Here is a 13,529-nt window from a genome sequence, read left to right as displayed (position 1 = left end):
TTTATTCAATCGAGTCTTTAATAAGGCCTTGGTTATGGATGGGCCAAAATTCGTGAAATTCAACACCCGATTCATATAAACGATTTTTTTTAATAACCCAGCGCGCTTCAAAAATGGCCGTAAACGATTTGGCCATAATTTTATAAAGTTGCTGGCTTTTAGGCGAAAATAAAAGCGCAATGCGGGCGCCGCGCGGAGACGTATCTAAAACCCAGGCTTCATGTGTGGTTTTGGTCATATAATCGTAAACCTTGGCTTCATGATTAACTTCATGCCGGCGAACCTGGCGGGCTTTATGATTAGCTAAATTACTTTCTTTTTTACAAACCGAACATAACACCGAACTTGGAAAAACCTGTCCACGAAGAACAAGCGTGTGGTTGGATGAGCAAAAGGGACAGGTAAATTTGAAGTAACTGTCGTAAGGCGCCTGAGGCGAAACGACACGACCGGGTTTCATAGGGGCCATCTTAACATCGTTATAAATAAGGCCAAAGTGAAAGAATTAGAAATCTTGAGGCGGAGCGCCATTCTACACAATGTCGTATAATATATATTATGTTAAATTCTAGTTAGGTGAAACGTATTCAACATTAAGAGTATTTCGCGTTTGAGAATAACCCTCTTCTTGGCCTTCTTTGGGAACTATAAAATAGAAGCTAGTTTCCTTAAAACTATTGGGTTGCGTATTGAGCGCTTGTAGGGAAAATTCGGTTCTCACATAGTTGAGTCCTTCCTCATCTGTCTCTGAATAAGAACTGCAGGTAACAAGCCCATGACTAAATATCTTTGTGCGACCATCCCCTTCATCACCAATATAAAGTTTGTAAGAGCCCACGCAGGGGCCACCGCTTACCGTATATTCATAACTAGGATCGGGCAAACCTTGTTGATTATCTCCGCTCCCAAATTCAAATACCACACGCGCCACCTGACGCGCCTTACTTAAATCGGCATCGGGAGGTATTTCGCGTACAATATAATCGGTGAGCGAATAGGCCGGTTTAGCTTGGTCAGGTACATCAATCCGTTTTTCGTGTAATTCGATAAAATAGGGTGAGGGGAAAGAGGTTATAGTAGTAATACGCTCACCCTCTTCTTCACGCACTAAAACTTCTTCGCCAATTGTAATGCCATTGCCTGTTTTAATACCTCTAAATTCATTTGGTTGATCGCCTTGAGTGATAAGATGCTCTCCATCCATCCAAACAGCAATACGCTGAGCCAACACCATTGCTAAAGGCTGATTCACAAAAGGCGGAATACTTAAAGGATCTAAGACAGCATCAGGCTTTCCCTGCACAGTAAACTCAATACTCTTTTTAGTTTTAGGCCCCAGTCTAATATCATCCAAACGGATTGTACCATTAGCACCACCTGCTAGCGGCCTGTTACTTTCAGTTTGTGGACCATGGGCTGGCTGGAAGTGCGCACCAATATTACCGTTATCGCTATTAAATGCCGAGGCTAACCATCCTAAAAATCCTCTATGACCAGGCTTTGGATAGATGGCATTAAAAGTGACATTGAGGGTGACAGGAGTCTCTTCCCAAATTTTTTCGGGGATAGTGGCATGAACCGTATATTGTCTGCGATGTGGCATCCCCTCAATGGGGCTTATTTCGACATTAAATAAAGGATCATCGGTTAAATAAACGGGAATAGCATTAGCCTGCATATGGGCCTGAAAATCGGTAATATCTGGCTCTGACAATCCCAAATTTTGTAAATGACGCTTTGAAATAAGTATGAGCTGCTCACCAATTCGACCCGGCGAAAAATTGCGATCAATTTCTAAAATAAGAGCCGGAAACTCTATATTTCTACCATCAGCCAAGCGCACACGGGCCATAAAACCTTCGGCCAATTGATTGCCATAACTAAACACAATCTCGGCTGCATCGGAAAGCTTCCCTCCCTCTTCCACTTTGGTGGTCGTATTAAGTCCAAACATATTGGGGACAGTAGGGACGTTAGCGCCGTTGGGATTTTGGGGTTTTGTATAATTAATTTGAATATCGGGAAGCAGGGCTTTTAATTCTTTATTTACCTTACATTTTTTAAAAGAGTGGTGGCTAGCCCAAAGCTTGGCAGCATTTTCAATTTTATACTGAGGAACCGAAGTGGGATATTTTACTTCAGGAACAAGCACACGGTATTGATCTAAAGAGGTTGGTGTTGACTCAGTGACAGACGGATCTGTATATTGAAATAAATAACCCGGGGTTGTTGATCCAGTACCTGCAGCTTCAATTTTTCCATCACCCATATTTTCTCCTAATATGTTTTTATCGATTCTCCAAAAGAAAAGTTGCGTGGTACTTTATTAAAAATACCGCACTGCATCAAGAGCATCAAATCATTTAGTATTTTTAAAACCTGCAAATATCTTTCACCTTTTACGTTGTTTTAAGCAACTTTTTACAGTTACTATCGATAAAAATTTATCCACCGGGCAAAGTGGTATGGGAGATAAAATGCTGGGCTGTTACTTAAAAAAAATTACTAAAGCATTACCAAAAGATTCCTTTTACACAGAAGAGTTTTACGAATTTTTAAAACCAAAAATTTCGGATGAACTTTTTGAAACACTCATTGGATTAAATGTGGCCAAGCGCTATTCGGTTGTTAAAAATTATCCGCAGTTTATTGATGGAAAAACTCATCTTGAATTAAATGAATCAACCGTAGAACTAGGCTATAAAGCAGCCACGCAGTGTTTGGATGAAACTGGTCTTCATGAAAATGATGTGGGCCTTTTTATTTGCGCCACTAATGCCTCCGATAGAATTTTACCAGGATCTGCTTCCGAAATTTTAGCTCGCTTAAACCCGCGCATATCCCCTTCTGTACCTCATCTTAATATTCAAGGTATGGGCTGTTCTTCTTTGCTTAAATCGGTTGAAACGGCATCGTGGTTTTTAAAGGCTAATCCAAATAAATATGTTTTAGTGGTTATTTCTGAGGGGCAAACACCTCTGGCGCCGCAAGTGAACGGCGGACGCTATTTTAGTTTTAAAGAAATAAATGAGAGCCGCATGCCCGCCGAAGAGAAGCTTATTAATAAACGGCGCACCGAAACGGTAATACAAAGCTTGTTGTTTGGCGACGGAGCCATTGCCATGGTTTTATCGGCTCACGACGGAGCCTTTGCATTTGATGCTATTCATCACCTCACCAATAGAGAGCCAACCGATCCTCTATTATTAACTATGAATGAAGGCGGCAGCCGTTTTCCGTATGTGAGTCATCAAACTTTACGTCCTTCTTACAATATGAGTGAGCAGGTTCCACTTAAAGGTATTTATTATTCCAAAACTACCGTAGACGCCGTGCTTAACGATAAAACTAGCCCACATAATAATATTGAAAACTTTGATCACTATTTTATTCATACTGGCAGCCAAAAAATTTTAAAGGGTGTATGTAAAAATTTGGGTGTTTTATCTGATTCCCCTAAAACAGACATTGCCTTTAGCACTTTACGCAACCATGCCAATGTATCAAGCGCATCTGTTGGCTTAATGGTTCATCAATCTATTTCATCTTTAAAAGGTTCTGCCCTTATTGTGTCGTTTGGCGTAGGTTTTAGCGCTACGGCTGGAACTATAAGATCTGTTTGAATTCATTGTTATTTTCATTTGACCTTCCATCCCCCCTGTTTTATACCTTCTCCCCTTACTCTGGCGCGGTAGCCAAGTGGTAAGGCAGAGGTCTGCAAAATCTCTATGCGTCGGTTCAACTCCGACCCGCGCCTTATACCTAGCTTCTAAAAGTAATTTTTAGATTCTAGATTGCCCGAGTGGTGGAATTGGTAGACACACAGGACTTAAAATCCTGGGTTGCTTCATCGCGGCGTGCCGGTTCGATTCCGGCCTCGGGCACAAAAAATATTTTTACAGTGAATTGGGTAAATGCTAGAAATTTAGCATACTCGAAGAACCGGGAACCGGATTCGACGGCGAACAAAGTGAGCCGCCCCCGAAGCGTAGTGTAGTGGGGTTCCGGCCTCGGGCACATTTTTGTTAGTCTTGCGGTTACCGCCGGTAGCCGCAAGACTTACAAAAATGTTGTACTTGTCTTTCAGACAAGTACACACGTGATGCATATCCCAAAGCCTATAGGAAAGGGGTTCCGGCCATCACCCATCGTTTGGAAAAAATAGACACTATGTCCCTCACTCTCCACCATGGACCAGCAGGCTCCGATAAACTAGGGCTTCTTCTTAAAAACGCATCTCAGAATTTGTCTCAAAGCTCTAAAACAGCCTTTATTGTACCCAACCGTTTTGTGTCACTTTTTGCAGAAACTGAACTGGCCCGCTTTAGCAGCGCAGGTGGTTTTTTATCAAAACATCGAGTAGTCACTTTTGATGATTTTTTACTTCATCTCTTAAAAACTAATGTAAGCCGCTTGCATGTACTCACACCGCGCATGAAGCGCACCATAGCGCGCAGACTTATTGCCCAAAACAAATATCCAACTTTTAAAGATTATTTATACTTTCCTCAGCTCCTTTCTAAACTTTTAAATACAATCGACCTCCTAAAACACGCAGGGCTTGGTGTAACCGAAGCCCGCAAGCTTTTTGAAAATCATCAAACCCCTGAAATTAATGCTTGTCTCAATTTTTTTGAAGATTACCAGCATGTGCTGAGTGAAAATTATTTTGCCGATACAGGAGAGCTCTACCGCTTAACACTCGATTTACTTAAAAATAAAAAGTTGAAATGCCCGTACACATCTCTTTATGTGAGCCGTCATTTTCCGTTAGAGCGTGGTAAAGAAGAAATTCTGCGTCTTTTAAATCAGAACTTTCCAAACTTAAGCATTACTCTTGATTTTTCATTTAATCATGCCTCAAGCGACGATGCATTTTTCTATCCAGCCTATACGCGTTTGGGTGAAATGGCCGAACAATCTAAATATTTTAATGTTCCTGCTGTCGATAAAACACGCTTTCTGCATGCTTTTAGTCATCCCGGGATTGAACTAGAAGCTCTTGTGAAGAAACTTAAAAATAAAATAGATGCAGGAGTTCTCCCTTCTGCCATTACGGTAATTATTCCTCAGCAAGCTTATTATAAAGAACGAGTTCCCGAACTTTTGCATGCCGCAAGTCTTCCATTTATTACAAGTTTTCAGGCTCCACTCACAGGAGCAAAACCTCTGCCCGAAGAATTTCAAAATAAGCAGGGCCAGTTTAGTTTGAGCGAAATAATGGCGCTTAATACAGCAGCGGCTTATCAGCAATTTGAAGAAGAGTGGGATTTTGAAAAAAAATTATTGCTAGAAGGCTTTAACGAAACCCGATTATTAGAATTATGGAAAAAAGACGAGAGGGAAGCCATCACTCTACCCTACCCTCAATCTAAAGACGGCATTAAAGTGCTTACTTTAGATGTAGCCCATAGTTTAGATAGCGAGCACTTGTTTGTAACAGGTTTTACGCGTAAGAATTTCTCAGAAAACATCAGTGACCATCCCTTTTTTGATACCGAAATGCTGGAAGCACCTTACATGCGCGAAATTTTATTGTCGCCTACATATTTGCACGAGCGTCACAAACACTGGCTCGATCATCTTTTGCTGAGAGTTCGGCAGAGCACTTATTTATCGTATCCACAAGTAAGCTGGGATAAAAAGCAGGAAACACCACAAACTGGTACTTATCAAATTATAAAGGAGAGTGATCCGACTGCTGTAAAAACATCACAAGAGCCTATTCATTATCCTGCACTTAAAGAAAATCGATTTTCCATCACTAGTTTAGATTTATATTTAAAATGTCCCTACAAATATTACGCTCGCTACATTCTTAATTTAGAAGATAAAAAAGAAGACGATACCGATATCACACCCGATGTAAAGGGTATGTTTATCCATAGAGTATTGGAACGTTTATATCGTGAAAATACCGAACTTTATAAAGATGCCCTAGAATACGATTTGTATCTTAATAAATTAGCCGATCAAACCCGGCAAATTATTGAGGATGAAAAGCCAGTTTTTTTAAAAACATCGCAATTACCTCAAATTGTAGTGAGCGATTTTATAAAGCGCGCCGAGGGGGCTATTGTTGAACTGGTAAAAAATGAAGTATTGGCCCTGCGCGACAAAAAGAAAACAACATTTCCCCATGTATTAGAGTGGGCATTTGGCAGCGGGAAAGTTTCGCCCTTTAAAATACGTTATCGCGATCATGATATTTTTGTAACCGGACGCATTGACAGAATTGATATTAACGAGGGAAAAAAATCGTTTACGGTTATTGATTACAAGACAGGTGAAATTGATAGTACGCAAAGTCTTAAAAATGCCGAATCTATCCAAATTCCGTTGTATCAGATGGCTATTCAAAATTTGCTTTTACCCCGCTACACATCCTCGCAAGGCGTATTATTAAGCCTAAAAGAAGTGGGTAAAAAAAGCGCTCTTGTGTTTGGTGATAATGCCGATACCGATATGGCTATTAAAGGTTCAAAAATAAGTAATGACGAATGGGACTCTCTTAAAAAAAGAGTATGCGATATTATTGGTGAAGCTGCACTGGGTATTAACAAAGGCCTCTTTAATCCTGCCCCGCGCAACCAATCTCTTTGTACAACATGCTCGTATAAACAAATTTGTCATTACCAGGCTGTGGATACCGAGGAGGACGCAGCATGAGTAGCCTTACCCCCCATCAACAGGCTGCTGCTACACACACTCATTTGTCGATGAGTGTGATCTCGGGTGCAGGTTCAGGCAAAACACGCGTTCTTATTGAGCGTATTCGACATATTATAGAATCCGATAAAATTCCGCTGTATCGTATTTTAGCATTCACATTTACCGAAAAAGCAGCCAGTGAAATAAAAGAACGTCTGCTTTCTCAAAATGTAATTAAGCCCGAAGAAGAAAATAATATTCATGTGGGAACTTTGCACGCCTATTGCGCCGAACTCATCCGTAAATATGGCGTTCGCCTGGGCATTAATCCCGCTTTTACTATTGGCACCGAATACGATCAGCAAATTAGCAAAAAGGCCCGCATTACTTCTTCTATTCGTAAAGCTCTCGATAAAGGTGATGAAACGCTTTTGTTTTATGCCAAAACATTAGGGCTAAAGCGTTTGGTTCGCTTAGCCACACAATTACTGGACCATCCCCGTTTAACAGAAAGTCGTTTTTATAAAGATAAAACTTTGGATGACCCTGATGCCAAGCTTTTGTATGCTGTAAAATCTTTTTATGATGTGTGGCTGGAAGAAAAAATTAAAGAAGGAAAGTTGTATTTTAACGATTTAGAGTATTTGGCTTACCTACTGTTATCTACCTATCCCGATGTGCACGAGAAAGAAAAAAAGCGCTTTATGCATATTTTGGTAGATGAATTTCAGGATATTAACCCTCTTCAGGGTGCTCTCATTAAAAAAATTCATGATCCTCATGTTAACAAGCTATTTATTGTAGGCGATCCCAAGCAATCTATTTACCGTTTCCGCAATGCCGATGTAGGGGTGTTCTTAAAATTTAATCAATGGATTAAGGAAAATAATGGTGAATCTATAGCACTGAATGACACTTTTAGAATGACACCTGTTGTATCCCAAGAAGTAAACCGTGTTTTTAAAAACCTTTTGGCAGATAACAATATTACTTTTGAAAGCATTCATTCATTGTCGAGTAATACAGGTGGACTTGTTAAAGCTGTTTGCGTTCCTAAAGGCAAAACAGCAGATGAATTACGTGAGCTAGAGGCACGTTATATTGCGCGTGATATTCTTGAAAACAGAAAAAGTGGTAAAATAGCCCTTCTGTTTCGTTCTGGCACAGCCATGAATGTGTATCAGAAAATATTAAGCGATCATGGTTTGCCCGTCAGTGTTACGCGTACCTCCGATTTACTTCAAATACCCGTCATCCGCGATTTAATCCATGTTATGGGTCATTTTGCCGGTGACACTACGCTCCTTACTCAGGCTGGTATTTTAAAATCGGTATTTTACAATCTTTCCGAAAAATTTATTCATCAGTATTTAAGTGGCAAACCGCGCTCCTTACTCGACCCCTATACGCCCGATCTGTTTATTAGTCCGTCCGATCATGATAAATGGCTAAAATTAAGATATAATTTTGAATACTGGCAAGAGTTAAGCCTGATACTATTACCCATCCCATTACTTAAAGAAATTATAACAACTCTTAAAATCTCATTATCGGATAATGGGTATTTGGAAGAATTCTTAATGATTTTAGAAAATCTTCCTGCTAGTTTTAATGAGAGTATGACGGAATTGTATAGAGTTATAAAAAAATTAGTGGCGGATAACGAGATTATTCCCACTCTTCCCATACAAGCAAATCCAGATGCTATTAGCCTGATGACCGTTCATGCTTCTAAGGGCCTTGAGTTTGACACTGTCTATCTCCCTCAACTATACGCACGCGGCCAAAAGGAATGGGAAGATTATATTTTTGACGATTCTCAGGGCTTATCGGTTAAAAAAGAAAGCGCTAAACCGTTGCCCGGATTAAAAGTAAAACTTGAGGAATCAACCTACTATGCGCAACTTAAAGAAAAAGCCGCACTTGCCGAAAAGGAAGAAACCAAGCGTCTGCTTTATGTGGCCATGACAAGAGCGAAGGAAAATTTAATTTTATTTTTAAAAGAACCTTCAAAAAAAATTGAGCAATTATTAGATGGCACATCTGTTAATGAATGGTTGTGGCATTTGTATGCTGAAAGTTCTTTAATGACGCCCCTCTCTTTCTCCGATGAAATATTATCTAAAAAGCAAGAAGAACCGGTTTCTGATATGCAACATCACATGTTAGAGCCTATTCATAATACACACAACACTCTACATTTAACCGTATCCGAAATTGAAACCTTTGACCATTGCCCCAAGCAATTTCATTTACGATACAATCAAAACATTATACCGGTAAAAAACGAACAGAATTTGTATGCTTCTAGCCATGAAAATGAATTCTTAAACGCGGCTGATTGGGGAACTTTGTTACATGAAATTATGGAGTTTTTAGATTTTAAAACCTTATCAAATCGTCAAACTGTGGTTGATCAGGCTTTAATTAATCAACATATTGACGACCCGGATAATAGGGTTAAAAACAAAATAATCCATACGCTCGATTCTTTGCTGGGCAATGGTGAAATTTTTGGAGCCTTAGCTCAAAACGATGAGCTCTATTCTGAATGGGATTTTACTTATAGGCATCACGATGTGATTTTAAAGGGAACTATTGATCGTCTTTATCGCGTTGGCAACGATTGGCATGTTATGGACTACAAAACAGATAAAATTATTAAACGCGACGATATTGAAAAAAAGATAAATGAATATGATATTCAGATGAGCTTGTATGCTTTTGCGGCTTCTCGCATTTTGGGAGTTAGTCGCATTTATACTCACCTCTTATTTATGGACGGACCCTTTGTGTATAAAAAAGAATGGAATACCGCTGAATTGACCGGTGTAGAAATAAAATTGAATGAAATTATAAATAAAATGGGACTAGCTTTTAAAGATAAAAAATACGCTTTAACAGAAAACAGCGATTTATGCCCCACCTGCCCTTATTATTCTAAAAATTATTGTGGAATAAAATCTAAAGCTTTTTCAAATTAAAGAAAAGCTAAGCCTTGATTTGTCCGGCCTTTTGTATTGTGGCTAAAATACTATTCCCCAATTTTTTGTAATAGGGCTCGCTACTTTGAGAAAATCTTTCGGCCATGCTAGTAATTTCTGTTTTAAACTTGGCTGCAAGCTGATTGGTGAGTAAATAATTAAAGGTAATTTCATTAATATTAAAATCGGGATCGGTAAGGCCTAAGTTTGCTGCTTTTTTAAATTCTTCGGGAGTAAGTGTGGGCGCGCGGTTTAAGAGTTCTTCAATAACGGCTTGACGTACAAGTGGGTCATCCATAACTAGGCGGTTGGCAAATTATCCTTATAGGTGGTCACCAGGCCTTCAAAGTCCTTGTCTTCTAAATTAGGCATTTCTCCGTAGGGATTGGCTTCTGGCCCTTCTACCTCGGCATAAAATTCTTTACCAAAACCTCCACCCAGTACACTTTTTGAGAGAAATGACGCGAAGCCTTTTACCGAACCGGCTTGATAGTTATCGGGCTTAGGTGCCGGCGCAGTAGTAGATGATGTCTTTGCTTCACCTTGCGGTATGAGAGTAGTTCCGTCTTTTTGACCAATACGAAATGCCATATATGATTATATTAACCAAACCTTATTAAATATTCAATAGTTATGTTTTATATTGAATACAGTCTTGACAATTAGGTCCAAAACCCATAAAAGTTTTTTAATTTTGAAAATCATTTTCAATTTCACTTACCCCGTACCGGGTAGGTTTTTTTAAACTAAGGAGACAAACAACATGAAGCCGCAACACGCATTACTGCTCGTATTTACTCTATTAACACTTTTAATTTCAGGCCAAGCCAAGGCCGATTCACGCCATTTTGGTTACCTTTATGAAGCCGATTCTGTGCTTGAAAAAGGCAAATGGGAATTTGAACAGTGGCTCACCTTTCGCACCGGAAAAGGGTCGGGTAATTACTACCGTTTTGATATTCGTGAAGAAGTTGAGGTGGGTTTAACCGACCGTTTAACAACGGCTTTATATCTTAACTTAAAAAGCGAAAGTAGTGATGGGGTATCTTTTTTACCGGACGAGGAAGCTTTTAAATTTGAAGGGGTGTCTTCCGAATGGAAATACATGATTAGCAGCCCCAATTTGCATCCCGTAGGCCTCCTCCTCTACTTTGAACCCACCTACAGCGGTCGCGAACTAGAGCTTGAGGAAAAAATAGTTCTTCAACACAATTTTGGTGAAAACTGGATTTTAACATACAATTTTGTAATGGAGCATGAATGGGAATTTGAATCGAGTGGTACTGCAAAAGAAATGGCCATAGAAAATAATTTGGGACTGGCTTACAAAATAAATCCTAACTGGTCGGTAGGAATTGAAGGCCGTGCCGTTTCTGTAATTGGTAATTTTGATGATTATGAACATACCGCCTTTTTTGCCGGCCCATCCGTTCATTATGAAAAAGGCCGTGGCTGGGCCACTTTGGCTGTTCAACCGCAACTCACGACTGATAAGGGTCATCGTTTATTTGATGATCACGAGGCTGTAGAAGTACGTGCCATTGTTGGCTTTTACTTCTAAAATCACTTTATCGCTTTTTTTAAATAAGCTATAGAGGCGAATGAGCTGATCATTCGCCTCTATATTTTTATGAAGCAAATTCTCTTTCTTTTTACAGCCCTATTACTTGCAAAGATATCGTTTGCCGAAACTGTTTATTTGGCACCAGCCGATGCCCTCAAACTGGCTTTTCCCAACGCCTCTTTTATTATTGAAAAGAAAACTCTTACTCCCGAACAAAAAAATACTTTGGAAAAACAAGTTGGAAAAATCACAAAGGATACTTTTAATTTTAATGTTGCCAAAGTAAGTGGCAGCACAGTTGGTTATGCCCTTATTGATAATGAAATAGGAAAAACAGAACCTATTACTTTTATGACTGCATTGAATGCCGATGGGAGTGTTAAGAGTATAGAAATTTTAGTTTATCGTGAATCGTATGGTAGCCAGGTAAGCGGCAAAGGTTTTTTAAATCAGTTTAATGGCAAAACAACGGCTAATCCTTTAAAGTTGGGTGGCGATATAAACAACGTTACCGGTGCCACTTTTTCGTCAAAAGGCATCACTAAAGGCGTCAAGCGTGCCTTAGCCTTATGGAGAGTTTTGTATGGCCAATAATCTTTCTTCCTGGAGCCCTTCCCTTAAGGCCTTGGCAAAGGGACTTATTTTAACACTTTTATTGGGTTACTTTGTGGCTTTTTTACAAATTTTTGACCGCACCAATATGAATGTTAAGGAAACAGTTCAATATTACCGCGGTGATGAAAGCGGCGATCCTAATAGCATTCTAATGCCGCAAAGTTTTACCAGTATTTTATCGGTAACGCATGTACACAGCTTTTCTCAGCCTTTTATTTTTGCAGGCCTTGGTTTCATTTTTGCCTTCAGCACTCTTTCCGAAAGAAAAAAAGCATTTTGGATTAGCTTGGGTTTTGCCGGAACTGTTTTAAGTAATGCCACGCCCTGGCTTATTCGTTATGTGGCAGGTGAAGCCGTTTATTTATTTGGTGTGTCGCAGGCCATGATGTCGTCTAGTTTACTAATCATGTCGTTTGTATCCTTAAAACAGCTGTGTAAAAAAGAATGAAAACGATTATTGTTTTTTTTCTCCTCTTCCCCTCACTTGTTTTTGCCAAAACATATTCCCGTACCCAAATTTTAATGGGCAATGTTCCCGTAAGCATCACCATACGTGATTCTAAAACATCTCAAAACCAGGTTTTTAGCGCCATGAACAATGCATTCAGCAAGGTATACGAAGTAGAAAAACAAGTGAGCCAATATATTTCTTCTTCTCCCGTGAACCGTATTCAAAATTCTACTCGCTGGCATAGTGTTCCAAACCATTTATGGAAACTAATTGGCTATTCTTTAGAACTTTCTCAGAATACAAATGGTGCTTTTGATATTACTTATGCAAGCACCAATAAAAGCGCCACTTATCGCGATATTCAAATAAACGAAGAGCATCACGCCGTGCGTTTATTAAAACCTGGAATGCACCTTTATGTACTGGGTGTTGCAAAAGGATATATAGTGGATGCAATGAGCCAGGAACTAAGCGAAAAGGGCTATAAGCATCATATTATTAATGCCGGTGGCGACATTTATGCCTCTGGCACATGGAGTATTCAAATCCGTAACCCTTCTCAACCCAATAATGCCCTTTCAAAAAAAATAAGAGTTACAAACAAGGGTGTTTCCACCTCCGGTTTGTATGAACGCGGCAAACATATATACGATCCTAAAACAAAAAAACCTTATTTAGCTGATGGAAGTATTACTATTATTGCTCCTAGTGCCACACTATCGGATGGGTTGGACAATGCCGCTTTTGTTTTGGGAGAAAAAGCAGAAGAAATAATAAGAAATAATTACCCGCAAGTAAAAATAATTAAAACACAATATCGGGCTATTTCTTCACAGTAGAAATAGTTTTGAGCTTATCGGTGTTTTGCTCTACCTGACCATGTAACCTTTTAATTTGATCGATAAAAGACTGAATGTCGGCAGTAATGGGAATAGTTTTATCGGCTTGATGAGAGGCAATGTTATAAATTCTTTGCCCTAAATCTAGAAAAAGAGATTCAATCATTTTTAAATTTTTTTGATTTTTTAAATTAAGCTTGGTGACCTCCATGGTTTTACCGGCCACTACTTCCATGCCTTTAAAACTATCTTTCACTACTTTTAATCCGGTTGCATAAGCACGCTTGGCATTTTTTCCCAGTTTCTCTATCATTTCCTTATTGTTCTTTTTTAATTCTGTCACTTAAAACTCCTTGCCGTGATGGGGGGTGCTTTGGTACTCTCGCTTCTTATTTGTTATGCAGAAGCTAGTTAAATTCATCAAG

General features: G+C 39.3%; 12 protein-coding genes and 2 tRNA genes. 9 read left to right on the top strand and 5 right to left on the bottom strand.

The genetic code is table 11. The annotated features are described in order from the left end of the window. Position 1: 1 nt before the first annotated feature. Entirely contained in the window at positions 2 to 460 is a 459-nt protein-coding gene (locus K1X76_04100; protein MBX7148242.1) for a hypothetical protein, read from the bottom strand. A gap of 108 nt (positions 461 to 568) precedes the next feature. Further along, complete coding sequence (locus K1X76_04095; GenBank protein MBX7148241.1) at positions 569 to 2,269, bottom strand: hypothetical protein; 1,701 nt, start codon at positions 2,267 to 2,269, stop codon at positions 569 to 571. A gap of 196 nt (positions 2,270 to 2,465) precedes the next feature. Here K1X76_04095 and K1X76_04090 point away from each other — a divergent pair, with 196 nt between their 5' ends. The 5 genes from K1X76_04090 to K1X76_04070 all read left to right on the top strand — a co-directional run bounded on the left by K1X76_04090 (position 2,466) and on the right by K1X76_04070 (position 9,635). Next, positions 2,466 to 3,623, top strand: coding sequence for a hypothetical protein (locus tag K1X76_04090; GenBank protein MBX7148240.1), 1,158 nt, complete (start codon positions 2,466 to 2,468; stop codon positions 3,621 to 3,623). Between the two features lie 62 nt (positions 3,624 to 3,685). Next, positions 3,686 to 3,757, top strand: a tRNA-Cys gene (locus K1X76_04085). A gap of 39 nt (positions 3,758 to 3,796) precedes the next feature. Next, positions 3,797 to 3,884: transfer RNA gene (locus tag K1X76_04080), tRNA-Leu, on the top strand. A 286-nt stretch (positions 3,885 to 4,170) separates the two neighbouring features. Further along, positions 4,171 to 6,669 carry a PD-(D/E)XK nuclease family protein gene (locus K1X76_04075; protein ID MBX7148239.1) on the top strand — a complete coding sequence of 833 codons (2,499 nt, stop codon included), beginning with the start codon at positions 4,171 to 4,173 and terminating at the stop codon, positions 6,667 to 6,669. Continuing rightward, entirely contained in the window at positions 6,666 to 9,635 is a 2,970-nt protein-coding gene (locus K1X76_04070; GenBank protein ID MBX7148238.1) for a UvrD-helicase domain-containing protein, read from the top strand. Before K1X76_04075 ends, K1X76_04070 begins: the two co-directional genes overlap by 4 nt. Positions 9,636 to 9,642: 7 nt before the next feature. On the opposite strand, the gene K1X76_04065 is transcribed toward K1X76_04070, so the two are convergent. Together K1X76_04065 and K1X76_04060 are read right to left on the bottom strand one after the other, a co-directional pair. Beyond that, complete coding sequence (locus K1X76_04065) at positions 9,643 to 9,933, bottom strand: hypothetical protein (GenBank protein ID MBX7148237.1); 291 nt, start codon at positions 9,931 to 9,933, stop codon at positions 9,643 to 9,645. A gap of 2 nt (positions 9,934 to 9,935) precedes the next feature. Continuing rightward, a complete protein-coding gene (locus K1X76_04060) occupies positions 9,936 to 10,226 on the bottom strand; it encodes a hypothetical protein (protein MBX7148236.1) in 291 nt (96 codons plus the stop codon). A gap of 172 nt (positions 10,227 to 10,398) precedes the next feature. On the opposite strand from K1X76_04060, the gene K1X76_04055 reads away from it, so the two are divergent. From K1X76_04055 to K1X76_04040, 4 genes are all read left to right on the top strand, one after another. After that, the gene (locus K1X76_04055) at positions 10,399 to 11,196 is read left to right on the top strand and encodes a transporter (GenBank protein ID MBX7148235.1); all 798 of its coding nucleotides are present in this window, start codon (positions 10,399 to 10,401) and stop codon (positions 11,194 to 11,196) included. A gap of 69 nt (positions 11,197 to 11,265) precedes the next feature. Next, positions 11,266 to 11,793, top strand: a complete 528-nt coding sequence (locus K1X76_04050) for an FMN-binding protein (protein MBX7148234.1) — start codon at positions 11,266 to 11,268, stop codon at positions 11,791 to 11,793. Continuing rightward, complete coding sequence (locus K1X76_04045; protein ID MBX7148233.1) at positions 11,783 to 12,262, top strand: hypothetical protein; 480 nt, start codon at positions 11,783 to 11,785, stop codon at positions 12,260 to 12,262. Before K1X76_04050 ends, K1X76_04045 begins: the two co-directional genes overlap by 11 nt. Then, the gene (locus tag K1X76_04040; GenBank protein ID MBX7148232.1) at positions 12,259 to 13,104 is read left to right on the top strand and encodes an FAD:protein FMN transferase; all 846 of its coding nucleotides are present in this window, start codon (positions 12,259 to 12,261) and stop codon (positions 13,102 to 13,104) included. The genes K1X76_04045 and K1X76_04040 overlap by 4 nt, the downstream gene beginning before the upstream one ends. Here K1X76_04040 and K1X76_04035 read toward each other — a convergent pair. Further along, on the bottom strand, positions 13,088 to 13,447 hold the full coding sequence (locus tag K1X76_04035) for a hypothetical protein (protein ID MBX7148231.1): 360 nt from the start codon (positions 13,445 to 13,447) through the stop codon (positions 13,088 to 13,090). The genes K1X76_04040 and K1X76_04035 overlap by 17 nt on opposite strands. Positions 13,448 to 13,529 lie beyond the last annotated feature (82 nt).

This window comes from bacterium, assembly GCA_019695305.1.
GTDB lineage: Bacteria > UBA10199 > UBA10199 > UBA10199 > JAIBAG01 > JAIBAG01.
Note: the sequence above shows the minus strand (reverse complement) of the source record. Positions and strands in the feature narration are given on the sequence as shown.

Bases quoted from the DNA above. Each gene is read 5' to 3' on its own strand.
- K1X76_04055 (MBX7148235.1), top strand. From the start codon at position 10,399: ATGAAGCCGCAACACGCATTACTGCTCGTATTTACTCTATTAACACTT.
- K1X76_04095 (MBX7148241.1), bottom strand. From the start codon at position 2,269: ATGGGTGATGGAAAAATTGAAGCTGCAGGTACTGGATCAACAACCCCG.
- K1X76_04065 (MBX7148237.1), bottom strand. From the start codon at position 9,933: ATGGATGACCCACTTGTACGTCAAGCCGTTATTGAAGAACTCTTAAAC.
- K1X76_04040 (MBX7148232.1), top strand. From the start codon at position 12,259: ATGAAAACGATTATTGTTTTTTTTCTCCTCTTCCCCTCACTTGTTTTT.
- K1X76_04045 (MBX7148233.1), top strand. From the start codon at position 11,783: ATGGCCAATAATCTTTCTTCCTGGAGCCCTTCCCTTAAGGCCTTGGCA.
- K1X76_04050 (MBX7148234.1), top strand. From the start codon at position 11,266: ATGAAGCAAATTCTCTTTCTTTTTACAGCCCTATTACTTGCAAAGATA.
- K1X76_04090 (MBX7148240.1), top strand. From the start codon at position 2,466: ATGGGAGATAAAATGCTGGGCTGTTACTTAAAAAAAATTACTAAAGCA.
- K1X76_04070 (MBX7148238.1), top strand. From the start codon at position 6,666: ATGAGTAGCCTTACCCCCCATCAACAGGCTGCTGCTACACACACTCAT.
- K1X76_04060 (MBX7148236.1), bottom strand. From the start codon at position 10,226: ATGGCATTTCGTATTGGTCAAAAAGACGGAACTACTCTCATACCGCAA.
- K1X76_04100 (MBX7148242.1), bottom strand. From the start codon at position 460: ATGAAACCCGGTCGTGTCGTTTCGCCTCAGGCGCCTTACGACAGTTAC.
- K1X76_04075 (MBX7148239.1), top strand. From the start codon at position 4,171: ATGTCCCTCACTCTCCACCATGGACCAGCAGGCTCCGATAAACTAGGG.